The 15,664-nt window shown below is 62.3% G+C and carries 15 protein-coding genes; 7 read left to right on the top strand and 8 right to left on the bottom strand.

Annotated features, from left to right (window positions below):
• Window positions 1-33 precede the first annotated feature (33 nt).
• From cpaB to VFC51_13620, 4 genes are all read right to left on the bottom strand, one after another.
• On the bottom strand, window positions 34-900 hold the full coding sequence (cpaB, locus tag VFC51_13635) for a Flp pilus assembly protein CpaB (protein ID HZT08065.1): 867 nt from the start codon (window positions 898-900) through the stop codon (window positions 34-36).
• 222 nt (window positions 901-1,122) lie between these two features.
• Window positions 1,123-1,314 carry a Flp family type IVb pilin gene (locus VFC51_13630; GenBank protein ID HZT08064.1) on the bottom strand — a complete coding sequence of 64 codons (192 nt, stop codon included), beginning with the start codon at window positions 1,312-1,314 and terminating at the stop codon, window positions 1,123-1,125.
• A gap of 188 nt (window positions 1,315-1,502) precedes the next feature.
• On the bottom strand, window positions 1,503-1,694 hold the full coding sequence (locus tag VFC51_13625) for a hypothetical protein (protein HZT08063.1): 192 nt from the start codon (window positions 1,692-1,694) through the stop codon (window positions 1,503-1,505).
• Between the two features lie 132 nt (window positions 1,695-1,826).
• Window positions 1,827-2,513, bottom strand: a complete 687-nt coding sequence (locus VFC51_13620; GenBank protein ID HZT08062.1) for a response regulator transcription factor — start codon at window positions 2,511-2,513, stop codon at window positions 1,827-1,829.
• 100 nt (window positions 2,514-2,613) lie between these two features.
• Here VFC51_13620 and VFC51_13615 point away from each other — a divergent pair, with 100 nt between their 5' ends.
• From VFC51_13615 to hisB, 5 genes are all read left to right on the top strand, one after another.
• Window positions 2,614-4,146, top strand: coding sequence for a HisS family protein (locus VFC51_13615; GenBank protein ID HZT08061.1), 1,533 nt, complete (start codon window positions 2,614-2,616; stop codon window positions 4,144-4,146).
• Window positions 4,140-5,240, top strand: a complete 1,101-nt coding sequence (gene hisG / locus VFC51_13610; protein ID HZT08060.1) for an ATP phosphoribosyltransferase — start codon at window positions 4,140-4,142, stop codon at window positions 5,238-5,240. Before VFC51_13615 ends, hisG begins: the two co-directional genes overlap by 7 nt.
• The gene (hisD, locus tag VFC51_13605) at window positions 5,237-6,589 is read left to right on the top strand and encodes a histidinol dehydrogenase (protein ID HZT08059.1); all 1,353 of its coding nucleotides are present in this window, start codon (window positions 5,237-5,239) and stop codon (window positions 6,587-6,589) included. The genes hisG and hisD overlap by 4 nt, the downstream gene beginning before the upstream one ends.
• A gap of 71 nt (window positions 6,590-6,660) precedes the next feature.
• Window positions 6,661-7,728 (top strand): histidinol-phosphate transaminase, encoded by a 1,068-nt coding sequence (gene hisC / locus VFC51_13600; GenBank protein ID HZT08058.1) that lies wholly within the window; start codon window positions 6,661-6,663, stop codon window positions 7,726-7,728.
• Window positions 7,721-8,335, top strand: coding sequence for an imidazoleglycerol-phosphate dehydratase HisB (gene hisB / locus VFC51_13595; protein HZT08057.1), 615 nt, complete (start codon window positions 7,721-7,723; stop codon window positions 8,333-8,335). Before hisC ends, hisB begins: the two co-directional genes overlap by 8 nt.
• Before the next feature lie 15 nt (window positions 8,336-8,350).
• On the opposite strand, the gene VFC51_13590 is transcribed toward hisB, so the two are convergent.
• Window positions 8,351-9,841, bottom strand: coding sequence for a hypothetical protein (locus tag VFC51_13590; GenBank protein ID HZT08056.1), 1,491 nt, complete (start codon window positions 9,839-9,841; stop codon window positions 8,351-8,353).
• Window positions 9,842-9,916: 75 nt separating this feature from the next.
• Between VFC51_13590 and tyrS the strand changes: the two genes are divergently transcribed.
• Both tyrS and VFC51_13580 read left to right on the top strand, forming a co-directional pair.
• On the top strand, window positions 9,917-11,146 hold the full coding sequence (gene tyrS / locus VFC51_13585; GenBank protein ID HZT08055.1) for a tyrosine--tRNA ligase: 1,230 nt from the start codon (window positions 9,917-9,919) through the stop codon (window positions 11,144-11,146).
• Window positions 11,147-11,232: 86 nt separating this feature from the next.
• Window positions 11,233-12,666, top strand: coding sequence for a hypothetical protein (locus VFC51_13580; protein HZT08054.1), 1,434 nt, complete (start codon window positions 11,233-11,235; stop codon window positions 12,664-12,666).
• Window positions 12,667-13,140: 474 nt separating this feature from the next.
• Here the strand turns inward: VFC51_13580 and purS are convergent, their stop codons facing one another.
• Genes purS through purB form a run of 3 tightly spaced genes read right to left on the bottom strand, consistent with a single transcriptional unit; the run spans window position 13,141 to window position 15,655 of the window.
• Entirely contained in the window at window positions 13,141-13,395 is a 255-nt protein-coding gene (gene purS / locus VFC51_13575) for a phosphoribosylformylglycinamidine synthase subunit PurS (protein ID HZT08053.1), read from the bottom strand.
• A gap of 38 nt (window positions 13,396-13,433) precedes the next feature.
• Window positions 13,434-14,363 carry a phosphoribosylaminoimidazolesuccinocarboxamide synthase gene (locus tag VFC51_13570; protein HZT08052.1) on the bottom strand — a complete coding sequence of 310 codons (930 nt, stop codon included), beginning with the start codon at window positions 14,361-14,363 and terminating at the stop codon, window positions 13,434-13,436.
• Window positions 14,363-15,655, bottom strand: coding sequence for an adenylosuccinate lyase (gene purB / locus VFC51_13565; GenBank protein ID HZT08051.1), 1,293 nt, complete (start codon window positions 15,653-15,655; stop codon window positions 14,363-14,365). Before purB ends, VFC51_13570 begins: the two co-directional genes overlap by 1 nt.
• Between the last annotated feature and the right edge of the window lie 9 nt (window positions 15,656-15,664).

Below are 15,664 nucleotides of genomic sequence, written 5' to 3'. Positions count from 1 at the left end.
GCCTGTTCCCTGGGCGAGGCTGCGGAGCACGAGTTAGCGCCCGGTGCCGATCCCAGTTTGCTGCGATACCACGTCGAAATTCACGGTTGGGGACGTGTATGGATCGGGATCCTGCGGCGAGCGCACGACGAATTCCATGCTCCCCGTGGACGCCGCGGCATCCTTCAACCACTTCAGGACGAGCGCCTGGTCTGGGGTTACTTCAAGGGTGAGATCCTGCTCGCCGCGACCGGTTGGTGTGCCGGGTGGGAACAGTCCAACGTTGATAACTTTCACCAATTGAAGGATTCGTCGCGTATAGAGCGTCTTGAGCGAGTCCACGGTCGGGTTCGCGGCCTCCGCGGCGGAACCGGGAGACGGGGTTTCGTTGGTCGTGTAGTAGATGTCGATGAAGTCGCCAGGGCGCACGAAGTTGAGGAACGTGATGAGTGACTGGCTGCTTTCCTTGCCGCCGCTGCCTGCGGAAATCGGCAGGTGGTACCAGACTTTGCCCTGCGGAATTTGAAGGGCTGGGTGGGCTTGCTCGGCCGGCTTGCCAAGGCGCTCGGTGTTAATAACCTCGCCCTTATAGATCCGCTGACCGGTAAGCTGGCCGACGACCTTCGCCTTGGCCGCGGCCTTGCCTGCCTCAATCTGCTGATCACTGGCGCCCTGAGGCGGACGATACACCGCATCGCCGGGCGGAAGCGCTTCATCAGGAACGCGAATGACGTCAAGCTGCTCGGCGAGGATCGTGGTTCGTTCGGGGATATCCACTAGGGCGACGACGCCAAAATTTCTGGGCTGCGCTGCGCGAAGCTCTTCGGCGGCGCTGGCTTGTTGGTACACGAGAAACCCGATGGCTCCTGCGAGAACCATACCAGCAACGATGAGTGTGACACCGATTCTGCGGCGGTTCATGAAGAGGGTTCCCCCAGTGGATCAAATCGCGGCGCAGCCAGGATTCGTGTTGCCTACACCGACGTGCGCGCCATTATAGAGCCAACACTGGCATATTCCAAGGGAGTCATTCGGGCAGTCGTTTGGACACCGCTCCGTTCGCGATACGGCTGCGCGCTGGCACAAAACAGCGAACCGGGGGTGGCAACCACCCCCGGTTCGCTATGCGCTTCGCTTTGTCGGTTAGCTGAGGCTCGCGCTCACCCGGTTCAGCAGGTTGGCGATTGCCGGGCCCATGAGGGCGAGTGCGGCGATCACCACGATGGCGACGCCGACGAGAATCAGAGCGTACTCGGCCATGCCCTGGCCCTCTTCACGCTCGGTCGCGACCCCAAAAATCGCGTTCTTCGCGGCCTCTACGAATCGCTTAAGCATTGTTACTTGATTCCTCCAAATAAATTCTTAGGACGTTGAGATTCCGGGTTCCGTGTAAATTCGCGGGTCTCGCTTCTAGTACGACACCTCCCCTCGAATGTAACGGGCCGTTACTGTGCCTGCGGTCCCGGCTCGGCCAATATACCAGGGCATTTGGGATCGAATCAAATAGGAAAAAAGTACTAGGCTCAGCTCAGACTCGCGGCTTCCCTGATTAGCAGCTTGCCGATTGCGCCTCCGAACAAGTTCAGCGCGAATATGAACACGAGCAGCACCGTTGCCAGGACCATCGCGTACTCCGTGATGCCCTGGCCGGGCTCTCGCTCCGGGAGATAGTCCCTGAGTGCGCGTAGTAGCGCGGCCCATGCCTCATGCGTCATCGTGACTCCCTTGGTAACGATCCGTTGACTCGAACCGGGGTTCACAGGCAACCTCAGTATACCGCACATGGTTACAGTCCGATGAATCGTTACCGCTGGGGCGTGGAGCGCGTTGACCCCAGCGCGATCTTCCTACCGGTCGATGGGATCGACTCGGATCCATCCCCGACGCAGAGAGTACACCACGGCCTCTGTTCGGTCGTTGACGGCAAGTTTCTTGAGAATAGAGGTGATGTGATTCTTGACGGTATGCTCGCTGATGAAGAGCGCTCGCCCGATCTGCTTGTTGCTATTTCCCTGGCAAATCTGCTCGAGGATCTCGATTTCCCGGGGCGAAAGCGGGGCGAGCAAGGGCTGAATTTCCTGGGGCGTGTCATCCCCAATAGTATTGAACTGCTGCAAGACCTTGGATGCGATGGATGGGCGAACGAGAAGCGTCTCGTCGATGACGTGTTCGCCGCTCCCCACCCGCCGAATCGTTGAGGCAAGCTCTTCGGCACCTGTTGTTTTCAGCAGATAGGCGCATGCGCCGGCCTTGACCGCTTCAAAGATCTGTTCCTCGTCCTCGGCGTCTGTGAAAAGGATTACTCCGGAGTTAGGCAGCCGGAGATGGAGCGACCGGGTAAGCTCCGGGCCCCCGACGTCAGCTGAGTTTATTCCGCATATGATGACGTCTGGGCTAAGGTCCGTAGCGAGGTGGATGAGATCGTCCGCGGTCTCCGCCTCGCCTACCACTTGCATGTCTGATTGTTCCTGAATCGTAGCGCACATGCCCTTCCGAAACAACGGTGAACTGTCCGCGATGAGCACACGAATCATCTCATTCGGCTCCCGCCTGGTGCGCGCTATTCTAACCGTCCGCAATGATAGAATCCCGCGAATGCATGCGGGGCGCGGAAGGTAAGGAAGCGGACGGCCGTTGGACATCTCGGAAATACAGCGAATACGGGGAACAATCGACGTCGTTCCGCCCGCCCGGGCGATTCAGCAGGCTGTACAACAGCGCTTTCTCGACCTGTTTCGGCTGTATGGTTATGAGCCGATTGACACACCGGTCCTCGAGTCAACGGACCTGTTCCTTCGAAAGTCCGGTGAAGAAATCGCCGCGCGGATGTACAGCTTCACCCACTGGAATCGCAATATCTGCCTGCGACCGGAATTTACCGCGTCAGTCATTCGCGCATTCGTCAACGAGCTGCAGGATAGACCGCTGCCGCTGCGCCTGCAATACGCCGGGCCCACATTTCGGTACGAAAAACCCCAACGCGGGCGGTATCGTCAGTTCACCGAAGTGGGGGTTGAATGCATCGGTGGGGAAGGACCGGCCGCGGATGCCGAAGTGCTGTCCCTCGCGCGTCTCGGCCTGGACGGTCTGGGACTGTCCAGCGCGCGTTTCGTTGTCGGGCACCTCGGAGCGGTGCTTGCGCTCCTGGCGCAGCTCGGCATGGACGCCAAGGCCCAGTCGCTGGTGCTCGGCGTGATGGAACATCTGTCGCGGGCGCCCGGGGAAGAGTCGAACGTCGTCACGCGGCTTTCCGCGCAGCTTGGCTTCGCGAATGATGAGAGTGAGCCCGAGTCGAGCGCGCTCATCGATCTCTTCCGATCAGTAGGACCGGAGCAAGCTGCACGAATCGCGAGCGAAATCCTGGAGCAGGCAAGTCTTCGGTTAGATGAAGGATCGAGATCGCCAGGCGAGATCGTCGAGCGACTGCTCCAAAAGGCTTCCCGAAGGGATCCAACGCCCGGGATTTCTCGGGCCGTGGAATTTATCGGAAAGCTCCGCGACGTTGCGGGCCCACCGGCGGATGCAATTCCGGAGGTGCGAAAGGTTCTCGCAGCCTACGGTCTCGATGATGGGCCGGTCCGAGAGGTGGAAGACGCGCTTCGTTTTTGCGACTCGTACCTGCAAATGAGCGACCGCGTGCACGTCAACCTCGCGCTCGCCCGGGGCCTTCGCTACTACAACGGGCTCGTGTTCGAGGTCTACGATAGCGACGACAACCAGATCGCAGGCGGCGGGCGCTACGATGATCTCGTCCGCGCCCTCGGCGGGCGTTCGGCAACCCCAGCTTGTGGCTTCTCGTATGGGCTCGAGCGAGTGGTTTCGGCTCTGGAGCGCGGGCCCGTGGATTTCGGGCAGTCGGCCCCACCCACCGCGCTGGTAATACCAGTGACCGAGGCCGACTACCCGGCGGCTGCGCGAATAGCAACAACGCTGCGCAGAACCGGGGTTCCGGTTGAAGTTGAAATTCGGTTTCGCGGTGTCAAGGGCAGCCTGCGCCATGCCGATCGCCGTTCCATTCCGTTCGCCGTGATCGTCGGTGAAGCGGAGCGCGCCCACGAGTCCGTTGGGCTCCGCGACATGCGCGCGTTCGAAGAGCTGCGCGTCCCGGTGGCAGAGCTCGCGGAGGTGATCATCGAACGTTCGCGCACGGCGCAGGCACCATGTTGACGCAAAAGCGCCCCTCCCCCCAGTCTACTGCGTCGAGACATCCGCGCCACGAGCGACATGCGCACTCTGGCCCCCTTCGGGTCGCGGTTCCCAGCAAGGGGATGGAAGAGGAGACGCTTGCATTTCTCTCTGGCTGCGGGCTTCCCGTGGACCGATCGAACCCGCGCCAATATCGCGCCGAGATTCGTACCCTTCGAGACGTCGAAGTTACCTTTCAACGGGCCGGCGATATCTTCGCGAAAGTAGACGAGGGCAGCGTCGATCTTGGCATTACCGGGTACGACGTCGTTGCCGAGCACCGGAGGGAGGATGACCGCGTCGTCGTTCTCCTTCCCGAGCTCGGGTACGGAAAGTGCTCCCTGGTGCTTGGCGTGCCGGAGAGTTGGATCGACGTGACCAGCGTGCACGACGTGTCTGAAATCTCCGCCGCGTTTCGGGCGAGGGGGCGAGAGCTGCGCATTGCGACGAAGTACGAGAATCTGACGCGTCAGTTCTTGTATGACCGGGGCGTGAATTCATTCACACTCCTCGAAAGCAGTGGCGCGCTCGAGGCGGCCCCGTCTTTGGGCTACGCCGACCTCATTGCGGATATCACATCCAGCGGCGTGACCTTCCGTGAGAACCGGCTCAAGACGATCTCCGATGGGACGATCTTGTTGTCGGAAGCGTGTTTGATCGGCAACCGCGATTCGCTCGCCCGAAGTCAAGCGAAATTGGAACAAACGAGAATCATGTTGGACGCGATGGAATCATTCCTGCGCGCGCGTCCGTACCTTTCTCTGACCGCGAACGTTCGCGGCGGCTCGCCCGAGGTCGTCGCTCGCCGGATCATCATGCACGGCGACATCGCCGGACTGCGCGGACCGACGATTGCCCGCGTTTACCCAAAGTCCCAGCAAGACGAGGGCGATTGGTATGCGGTTACGGTGATCGTGGCGCGGGAGCGGTTGCAGGAAGCCATCGATGCCCTGCGCCGCGCGGGCGCGTCGGACATCACCGCGCTCCAGCTGTCGTATGTATTCGAAAGCAAGGCCTGGAGTTATGAAGCACTCCTGCGCGCCCTAGAGGACGACCCAGGAACGGTCGCCACATGATATCGGTCTACGAGAGCGTGGCGATCGCCCGCGACCGCGTTCTCGGGCGCAGGTCGGCTGGATCCGTCGACCTCCCTGAACTGGTCCGCGATCGGATTCGGCAGGTGTTCGGCGAGAATCTGACCGCAGCTCAGGTCGTGGACCGAATTGTCGCTGACGTGCGCGTCAGCGGTGATTCGGCCATCCGTCGGTACACCGCGGCGTTCGACGGCGTGTCCCTGGACGAATTGGCGGTCGACGAATCCGAGCTCGATCTCGCGATGAGTGCGATCAGTCAAGATCTCCGCGACGCGCTCTCGTGTGCCGCGGACCGGATCAGGGTCTTCCATGAACGTTCGCGGCGCAACACGTGGCTCGACTTCTCAGACGGAGGGGTCTTGGGCCAAATGGTGGTGCCGATCGATCGTGTCGGGATTTACGCCCCTGGTGGACGGGCAGTGTATCCCAGCACCGTGCTCATGGCGGCGATACCGGCACGAGTCGCCGGTGTCCGAGATGTCACGGTGGTTACTCCACCCGGGGAGGATGGCCGAGTCAACCCCCTCGTGCTGGCGGCTGCGCGTGTCGCGGGCGTCGATCGCGTGTATCGCGTTGGCGGCGCACAGGCGATCGCGGCGCTGGCGTTTGGAACCAAGGCTATTCAGCGAGTTGACAAGATCGTCGGACCCGGGAACTTGTTTGTCGTGCTCGCCAAGCAGGCGGTGGCGAGCATCGTCGGTTTGGACGGACTCCCCGGACCGACCGAAACCGTAGTGATTGCCGACTCGACGGCAAACCCTCGATGGATCGCGTGGGACATGCTCGCCCAGGCTGAGCACGATCCCCTTGCCCAGTCTCTCGTCATAGCAACTGATCGGACACTTGTGGAGCGCATCCTCGAGGAATTGCGCGCGCTGCTCCCCTCGACACCGCGCCATGAAATCATCGCGAGCTCGTTCCGGGAGCGCGGCGCGGTGGTCGTGGCAGCGTCGTTGGAGGAAGCGATCGATTTCGCCAACGAGCACGCGCCCGAACATCTATGCTTGGCGATTGCCAATCCCTGGGAGCAACTGGGTAAGGTCCGCAATGCCGGCGGGGTGTTCGTCGGGGAGCGGTCGGTCGAGGCTATTGGCGACTACACCGCCGGTCCCAGCCACATCATGCCGACGGGTGGGACGGCGCGCTTCGCGTCTCCGCTCACTGTCGATGACTTCACAAAGATCATTTCCGTCTTCGGGTTTGGCGATGCCCAGATCCATGATCTCGGGATTCCGGCCATTGCGCTGGCACGCGCGGAAGGCCTGATGGCGCACGCAAGCGCAATCGAGGCGCGGCTTGCCGAGCCCGGGCAGCGGTCGGTTGTTCCGTGACGTCTAATTCCGGCGCGCGCCGGCGACTGGCGCCGAGCGGAAGGCCTGAACCAGTGCCCTGGGTGCAGCGGATGGCTCCGTACACGCCGCCGGAGGACCTCGATGCGCTCGCTCGGCGGACCGGGCGCACAGTGGACGACATCGTCAAGCTCGACGCAAACGAGAACCCGTACGGCTGCTCGCTTCGCGTGGCTGACGCCCTGGCGCGCTATCAGCATTTCCATTGGTACACGGATCCTGACCAGAAGGTTCTCAGGGAAGCGGTGGCCGCGTACGCCGGGGTCCCGCCGGACACGATCGTACTCGGGAATGGGTCCGACGAATTGATCGATCTTCTGTGCCGGACTTTCTTGAGGCCCGGCGACGAGATCATCGACTGCACACCGACCTTCGGGATGTATCGCTTTTCGGCGGAGTTGTGCGGCGCCATCCCGATTGATGTTCCGCGAACCGAAGACTGGCACGTCGACGTTGACGGCGTACGCGCGGCGATCTCGCCCAGGACGCGGATGATCTTTGTGGCCTCACCGAACAATCCGACGGGTACGTGGGAACCCACCGAGACTGTCCAAGCGCTGCAAGATCTGGGTCCAGTCCTGGTCCTGGACGAGGCCTACGTCGAATTCTCGGCGCACCGCTCCCGAGTGAGTCTGGTCGAGGCTGGCCAGAACCTCGTCGTGCTGCGGACGTTTAGCAAGTGGGCTGGTCTCGCTGGCCTGCGCGTCGGATACGGCGTGTTTCCCCGGGAGATCGTGAGCACCCTCATGAAGATCAAGCCCCCGTTCAATGTAAATCGGGCAGCGGAGATCGCGGTGCTGGCGACGCTCGAGGATGTCGAGGCCGTCAACGCGACGGTAACCGCTATTATCGAAGAGCGTGATCGAATGGCGAGAGCCCTCGGACGGATCGAGGGCATTCGTAGCTGGCCGTCAGAAGGGAACTTCGTGTTGGTTGAGGCCGCGGACGGCTCGCCGAGACGCCTGTACGACCACCTCGTATCGCGCGGTATTCTCGTGCGCACATACGCCCATGGTCGACTCACCCATGCCGTTCGCATAAGCGCTGGACGCCCCGAGCACACGAATGCGCTTGTTGCCGCGGTTGACGAATGGTCCGAAATGCGAGGGACCCATGACTGATAGCTCCACGGTCGGCTCGCAGCGAACCGGGCGCGTTCACCGGGTCACGCGCGAAACGGACGTTCTCGTATCGCTCACCATCGACGGGCGAGGCAATGCGAGCGTGGCCAGCGGAGTCGGGTTTCTCGATCACATGCTCGAAAGCCTGGCAAGGCATGGGCTATTTGATCTTGAAGTCCAAGCCACTGGCGACCTGCACGTTGACGACCACCACAGCATCGAGGACGTGGCGATTACGCTCGGCCAGGCCCTTCGCCAAGCGCTGGGTGACGGTCGAGGAATTCGTCGCATGGGGCATGCGTTCGTCCCCCTCGACGAATCGCTAGCCATGGCCGCTGTGGATATCAGCGGCCGCGGTATGGCGATTGTGGACTTGCAGATCGAGGGCGCAACGGTGGGCGACATGAAGAGCCAGATGGTGCCGCACTTTCTCCAGTCGCTGGCGATGGAGGCCCGGATGAGCTTGCACGTGCAGGTTCTCACCGGACGCAACGACCACCACAAGGTTGAGGCGTCGTTCAAAGCGTTGGCCAAAGCGCTCGACTGGGCTACGCAGCTTGACGAGCGACTGGGAACTGAGGTCCCTTCCACAAAAGGGGTTCTTTAGCGCGGGTGTTTCCGGCTACGACCCGTTGAGCGCTGCGGTGGCTCTGAAGGGATCGCGCTCCTGGGTACTTGGTAGGCGCAATCGCTGGGCGAGGACCACGTACGCGAAAGGTATCCCAAAGAATGCTGAGACGTAGAGCGCGTTGGCGAGAGGATTCGGTCGATCAATCCCATTGATCGCGTCAATGGGTAGCCACGGCCACACAGCGTACGAGATGAAACCAGCGATCGACGCGGCAATGCCGATGTCCGCGAACACGCTGCCGAGGAGCAGGCCGGAGATGGGAACGGACCACAGCAGGTACCACGGGTATACCTGCGTCGCGGTGAGAAGGGGAAGCGCCAAGAGCAGGATGAACGAAGCGCGCAGCAGCGACGACCACGAGTGGTCGAGGGACGTGACGGTGCGGAACACGACGGCCGCGAAGACGAGAAAACAGAGGCGGCGGGCGATTTGAATGCCGTCTACGCCCAGCCACGGCTCGATCGCATAGGCCAAGACCGACGTCGGTGACGCCACCAGCCCTTGGCCCGCAGCCGGGCCGGGCGGCGCCAAAATGCGCTCTTTGAAGGTCGGGAAGAGGAGTGCCGCGCCGATTATTCCCGCCACCGCCAGCGTGATCAGGACCAGTCGGTGTCGCGGTGAGCCGACCAAGAAGAGCCACGCCCATATGATTGGAGCGACAAGGCCGGTCATGAACTTGACCGCAATACTCAATGCAAGCATGCTCACGCTGAGGACGGTCGCGTGATGCCGGGCAAACAGTAATGACGTCATGGCGAATGCAGCCATCACGACGTCGTTATGCCCGTTCGTTGCCGCCTCGTAGAGCAGGAGTGGATTCCATCCAACCATAACGATGGACTGCGAGCAGCGGCGCGAATCCGTCCGCCAAACGGCCCAGCCAACCATCGCGGATACCGCCACGAGCGCGCACGCACCGAACGCTTTGTAGGCGATCAGACTGCGAGTGGGATCATCGCCGCCAAGAGCGGCCGGGAATGCCGCGACCGCGTAGGCAATTGGTCCGTACTTGGTCGTTGTCGTCCGCCATTCCGTCACGAGGTTGTTAACGGAGTCGCTATGCTGCGATGGTGGTATGACATCCGGCCATTCTCGATACGCCCAGAGCGTGTGCCCGTCGGCAACGTTGTGGAAGAGGTCGGTCGACCCGGTCGGATATGCCAGTACGAAGACTGCGGCGAGGGGAATGGCGATTGCCCACGTGACCGCAGCGCTGAACCTCGTGACGAGGCGGGACGCAATCCAAAGCGACGAGAGAAAACAAGCAGACAACGTGATGAGGAGCACAAGCACGGCAAAATGACCGCCCGCGAATCCGTACAGGACAGTAATCGGCTCCGTGGCGCGAATCGAACGAGGAATGTCGAGAATGGTGCCCACAGACAGGAGACCAACCGCTGCCACGGCCGTCGAAACCACGCCGGACATGGCGAGCAAAGCGAGCGTCCGCCGCTCTGATAGCGGCCCGGTCGTCGGAATCACCCTATTGCGAACGCTCCGAGAAAGTTTGGCCTTAGAATCTTGGGCGGTCTCCATGCCAACCAACTGGCGGTGAGTGTGACGGACGTCATCGACACACTAAGGGAACGAGGATTCGTTCAACAGGTATCGAACGAGGCCGGTCTCCACGCGGAGCTCGAACACGGATCCCTGACTGTCTACTGCGGATACGATCCGACTGCCGCCAGCCTGCATCTCGGGCACCTCGTGTCCATCATGATGCTTGCGCATTTTCAGCGCGCTGGGCATGTTCCTCTTGTTGTCGTGGGCGGCGGAACCGGACTGATTGGTGACCCGACAGGGAAGACGGAAACGCGACGCCTCCTTACTGAGGAAGAGATCACAACAAACATTGCCGGTCTTCGCGGGCAATTCGAACGATTCATTGACTTCTCGCACGATCGAGCTTTCATGCTCAACAACCTTGATTGGCTCGCATCCCTCAGTTATCTCGGATTCCTGCGGGACATCGGCGTCCATTTCAGCGTCAATCAGCTCCTGCAACACAGCACCTATCGCGAACGCGTGACAGGGGAAGGGTTGAATTTTATCGAGCTGAATTACGCGCTGCTCCAAGCCTATGATTTTCTGCATCTTCACAGAGTTTGGAACTGCGCCTTGCAGATCGGCGGGGTCGACCAGTGGTTCAATATCCTGGCGGGCGTCGATCTGATCCGCCGGGTTACTGGTGATGAGGCGTTCGCCATGGTCGCGCCCCTGATTCTGACTTCCTCCGGGGAGAAGATGGGGAAGACAGTCGGAGGTGCAGTGTGGCTCGACGCGGAACGGACTCCAGCCTATGACTACTACCAGTATTGGATCAACACCGCGGACCAGGATGTGGAGCGGTTCCTCGCATTGTTTACCTTTCTGCCGATGCACGAAGTACGAGAGTTGGGGCAGCTGAAGGGGGCGGACCTTCGAACAGCGAAGGAGCGGTTGGCGTTCGAGGCCACGGCCATCGCTCACGGTCACCACGCGGCGCACGACGCCCAGAGCGCCAGTCATGCCCTCTTCGCGGGGGATGGCGAGCTCGACGCTGCCCCGTCGGTCGCGATTCCCGCGGCAACGCTCCAACTTGGTGTAGCGCTGGTGGACCTGCTCGTACAAACTGGGCTCGTCCCGTCGAAACGTGCGGCTCGCGATCTCATTCGGCAGGGAGGCGCGTACGTGAACGGCGATCGAATTGCATCGATCGACACGATGGTCGATACGTCCTCGCTTCGAGCGGGCGCGGTCGTGATAAGGGCTGGGAAGAAGCGCTTTTGCCGCATCGTTCCGGTGTGACCTCGCGCAAGACACCAATCCTTCCCTCATGCATGGACTTCGTGTTCATCGCCCCATTCCTCGCTGCCATCGCGTATGGGAGCAAGATGCTAAGCGCGGATGGGGACCCAGCCCGCCACATCGCGGTTGGGGACTACGTCCTGAGGACGATGAGCATTCCGCGCCAAGACGTCTTTTCCCATACGATGGCCGGCCAGCCACTGGTGGTGTACCAGTGGCTGGGCGAAGTCGCGACTGCTCTCGCCTTTCGCGTCGCGGGCCCGGCCGGACCGGTGCTCGTGCACGGTGCGATCATCGCCAGCACGTTTTGCGTCGTGTTCGCAAACATTCGCGCCCGCAACGTGCGTGTCGCGCTGGCGCTGGTAATCACGTTGGCCGCTGCCGGGCTTTCGATGATGCATTGGCTCGTTCGCCCTCACGTTTTCACGTTCCTGGGCCTAGCCGCGACGTGCGCGGTTTTGGAGGCGTGGTGGCATGGCCGCGCCCGGCCACGTGTGCTGTGTCTTCTGCCACTTGCGATGCTCGCGTGGGCGAATGTCCATGGAGGGTTCCTAATCGGCTTCGTCGTCATGGGCGTGTACCTTGCAAGCGATCTCGCTGCGCTCGCGCTCACGCCACGTGCGGGACAGGCCCTTGAGCGTCTCAGGCAACTCCTGCCAGTCGTAGCGGTGTCGGGGGTCGCGAGCTTGTTGAATCCGAGCGGGGGCACTTCCGTCGCGGTGTTGTCGCAGTACCCCGGCCTCATCGTGAATCGAACGGACGAGTACATGTCGCCCAATTTCCACGAAGCGATGTTCTGGCCGTTTCTTGTGGTTCTCGTTATTGTTGCCGCCGCGCTGGCCTGGTCACGCCGTCGCCCGTCTCTGCCGGAAGGATCCATCGTCCTGGTGCTGATCGCCGCCTCTTTGTACTCGGCTCGAAACATTCCGCTCGCGCTCATCGTGCTGGCTCCGCCTCTCGCGTCCCAGCTATCGGCGCTGCCACACGTTCAGCTGCGCGGGCCCCTTGCACGGTTCGCTCGATCCGTGCACGAGCGCGGGATGCAGCTCGAACGGGTGGAGACGATGCTCCGCGCTGGCTGGTGGTCGACGGCGGTCGCTTTGCTGGTGTCCACGATCGGAGTGGTGCAGTGGCATGACGGCGTATCGGCGCCGATAGGGGTCCGATTTGACCCGCTACTGCAGCCGGTCGCGGCGGTGGATTATCTCGCCGCCCATCCGCCGCCTGGCAATGGGTTCAATGAGCTTGTGTGGGGAGGCTATGTGCTCCAGCGACTGTGGCCGTCCCAGCGCGTTTTTATAGATGGCCAGACAGATTTCTATGGGGAGGCATTGCTGCGGGAATACCTCGACGTCGTCGAGGTCAAGCCAGACTGGGAGGCAGTCCTGCGTCGCTACGGCGTCGGGTGGGCGCTCATCCCGTCCGGATCGCGCTTGGGAGACGCGCTCGCAGCCGAGCCAGAGTGGCGAGTGGCCTATCGTGACAAGACGGCGACGGTTTTCGAACGTTCGCCGTCATGAACCGATGCGGCCTCGGCTGGAAGGTTCTCAGCTCCTCGGCGCTGATCTGCGCGCGCTATGGGGCAAGTGTGGCGGTCGTCTCGCTTATCGTCGTCGTTCCATTGTATGTGTCGGCATTGCGGAGCGGAAAATCGCCAGGCGAAGTCGTCGGCTACGACGTTATGGTCTATTCCGACGCTGCTCGCGCCGTATTGTATGGTGAAAGCCCTTACGGTGCCGCCACTTCGGGGGAAACCTAGCCCTGAATGCGGGTTATCTGTATCCGCCGCCCTTTGCCGCGTTCATGATCCCGTTGGCCCTGTTTCCCATAACACTGAGCAATGCGCCGTGGACCGCGTTCTTGGCCATAGCAGTTTTGGCCGTGATCGTCCCAGTCGGCGTCTTGGCAGTGGTGGTTGGAGGTCAGCCGTCGCAAGGGTATGGATCGGCGGAGCCGGACGGTTGGGTTGGTGCCCCAAACTCCCTGCGTCCCGCCTACACTTCGTCGCCGACGGTTCGGTGGTGCTCGACCTCGAGGCGGTAGTCTTCGATCACGGGGTTCGCGAGGAGCTTCCGGCACATCTCGTCCGCCTGCCGCTCAGCGTCGCGGGCATGGGCGGCCCCGATCACGATCTCGAAATACTTCCCCGCTCGAACCTGCACCACGTCGGCGAAGCCTAATGCCCGCAAGCCGTTTTGGATGGCCTGGCCCTGCGGGTCATTGATCGACGGCTTGAGCAGCACGCGCACGCGTGCCAACCAGCTTCGTTGTGCCCCCCGATCTTCCATCAGCGGGCGTTTCCGGCGATGCGCACGTAGGCCTCGCGGTATTTTTCCGAGGTCCGGGCAATGACCTCCCCCGGCAGGGGAGGAGGCGGTGGTTCGTGGTTCCACCCGGTCGAGTCCAGGTAATCGCGCACGTACTGCTTGTCAAAGCTGGGCGGTGAGCTGCCCGCGGCATAACCGTCGACGGGCCAGAATCGGGAGGAGTCGGGCGTTAACGCTTCGTCGATCAGGATGACGTCGTCGTCGAGCAGCCCGAATTCGAATTTCGTGTCGGCGAGGATGATTCCGCGGTCTTCGCAGTGCCGGGCTGCCGCGGAGTAGAGACGGGTGCTCGCATCCTCCAGCCGCCGCGTCAGCTCGGTCCCAACGATGTTCGCCATCTCCGCCGTCGAGATATTCATATCGTGCCCGGTCTCTGCTTTTGTGGCCGGCGTGAAGATGGGTTCGGGTAGCCGAGCCGATTCCTTGAGGCCGCTCGGCAGCCGGTGACCAATGCACGTCCCGCTCTGGCGGTACTCTGCCCACCCTGACCCGGCCAGGTAACCCCGCACGACGCACTCGATGTCGATTCGCTTTGCCTTTCGGACGAGCATCGACCTCCCTTGCAGCCCAGCCAACCTCTCTTCGGATACGCCCGCTTGCCCGGCGAAAAGGCCCCGAACGTCTGTTGCGACGTAATGGTTGGGAACGATGCTGGCCGTCCGCTGAAACCAGAACTCGGACAGAGCGGTGAGCACGATCCCCTTGCCGGGGATCGGCTCATTCATGACGACGTCGTAGGCGGAAAGGCGATCGGTCGCGACCAGGAGCAGGTGATCCCCCAGGTCGAAGATGTCGCGCACCTTCCCGTGCGCGAACACGGGTACACCGGGAATCGTGACGGAGCTGACGCCCGCCGGCGCGGGGGCTCCTTCCAAGAATGCGTGCGCCATCAGCTAATCCCCAATCGCTCGTATGCCGTGTCGACGTGCCGCAGGTGGTAGCCGGCGTCGAAGAGCGCGCCCAGCTCGTCGATGGGGAGGAGCTGCGTCACCGTTGGGTCTGACGCCAGCAGCTCCTGAAGGCCTGCGTCGCCAGCCCAAACGCGTTTCGCATACCGCTGCACTAGCTCGTACGCGTCGTTGCGCGCCATCCCCTTGTCGATGAGCGCCAGGAGCACGCGCCCCGAATACACGAGGCCCCGAGTCCGGTCCAGATTTTGCCGCATTCGGGCTTCATCGACGTCCATACCGCGCACGATGTGAGCGAAGATTCGCAGGATGTAGTCCAGGGCCAGACAGGAATCGGGAAAGATGAGGCGCTCGACCGACGAGTGGCTGATGTCGCGCTCGTGCCACAGCGCAACATTTTCCATGGCGGGGACGGCCGCGCCGCGGATGAAGCGCGCGAGGCCGCAAACGCGCTCCGCCAGCTCGGGGTTCCGCTTGTGGGGCATCGCCGACGAGCCCTGCTGCCCCTCGCTGAAGGGCTCGAACGCCTCGGCGATGTCGGTCCGCTGCAGTGCCCGCAACTCCGTCGCGAACTTCTCGAGGGACGACGCGATGACACCGAGGCACGCGATGTAGGCGGCATGCCGGTCCCGGTGCACGATCTGCGTCGATACCGGCTCGACCGCGAGCCCGAGCGCGGCGCACACTTCCTCTTCGATGTCTGGGGGCACGTTCGCGTGCGTGCCCACCGCGCCGGAGATCTTCCCCACCTTCATCTCGCACGTCGCACGGTTAAGGCGCTCGCGTCCGCGTCGCACCTCGGCCACCCAGCCGGCCAGCTTCAGGCCGAACGTCGTCGGCTCGGCATGAATGCCGTGCGTCCGACCGATGGTGATGGCGTATTTGTGCGTCCGCGCGCGGTCTACCAGCGCTTCCTCCAGGCCCGCCAGGTCTCGATCCAAAATCTCGGAGGCCTCCCCAACCTGGAGCGCCATCGCCGTATCGAGCACGTCCGATGACGTGAGACCCAGATGGATGAAACGGCCGGCGGGACCGACGGTTTCCGCCACCGAGCGGACAAACGAGACGATGTCGTGGTGGGTCTGGGAGAAGAGCTCGGCCATGCGCTCCGGGTTGAGCTGCGCCCGTCTAATGGACTCCATGTCCTCGGCGGGAATGACGCCCCTTCGGGCCCATGCCTCACACACGTGAATCTCGACGTCCAGCCACTTCTGGAGCTTGTTCTCCTCAGACCAAACGCGCTTCATTTCCGGGTAGGTGTAGCGGTCGATCATCGGGCATCG

It is taken from the genome of Chloroflexota bacterium, from assembly GCA_035652535.1.
In the GTDB taxonomy this organism is placed as follows: domain Bacteria; phylum Chloroflexota; class UBA6077; order UBA6077; family SHYK01; genus DASRDP01.
The sequence above is the reverse complement of the archived record's forward strand: the minus strand, read 5'-3'. Positions and strand labels throughout refer to the sequence as shown.

Bases quoted from the DNA above. Each gene is read 5' to 3' on its own strand.
- VFC51_13620 (HZT08062.1), bottom strand. From the start codon at position 2,513: ATGATTCGTGTGCTCATCGCGGACAGTTCACCGTTGTTTCGGAAGGGC.
- hisG (HZT08060.1), top strand. From the start codon at position 4,140: ATGTTGACGCAAAAGCGCCCCTCCCCCCAGTCTACTGCGTCGAGACAT.
- hisD (HZT08059.1), top strand. From the start codon at position 5,237: ATGATATCGGTCTACGAGAGCGTGGCGATCGCCCGCGACCGCGTTCTC.
- VFC51_13625 (HZT08063.1), bottom strand. From the start codon at position 1,694: ATGACGCATGAGGCATGGGCCGCGCTACTACGCGCACTCAGGGACTAT.
- hisC (HZT08058.1), top strand. From the start codon at position 6,661: ATGGCTCCGTACACGCCGCCGGAGGACCTCGATGCGCTCGCTCGGCGG.
- hisB (HZT08057.1), top strand. From the start codon at position 7,721: ATGACTGATAGCTCCACGGTCGGCTCGCAGCGAACCGGGCGCGTTCAC.
- purB (HZT08051.1), bottom strand. From the start codon at position 15,655: ATGATCGACCGCTACACCTACCCGGAAATGAAGCGCGTTTGGTCTGAG.
- VFC51_13630 (HZT08064.1), bottom strand. From the start codon at position 1,314: ATGCTTAAGCGATTCGTAGAGGCCGCGAAGAACGCGATTTTTGGGGTC.
- cpaB (HZT08065.1), bottom strand. From the start codon at position 900: ATGAACCGCCGCAGAATCGGTGTCACACTCATCGTTGCTGGTATGGTT.
- VFC51_13570 (HZT08052.1), bottom strand. From the start codon at position 14,363: ATGGCGCACGCATTCTTGGAAGGAGCCCCCGCGCCGGCGGGCGTCAGC.
- VFC51_13580 (HZT08054.1), top strand. From the start codon at position 11,233: ATGCTAAGCGCGGATGGGGACCCAGCCCGCCACATCGCGGTTGGGGAC.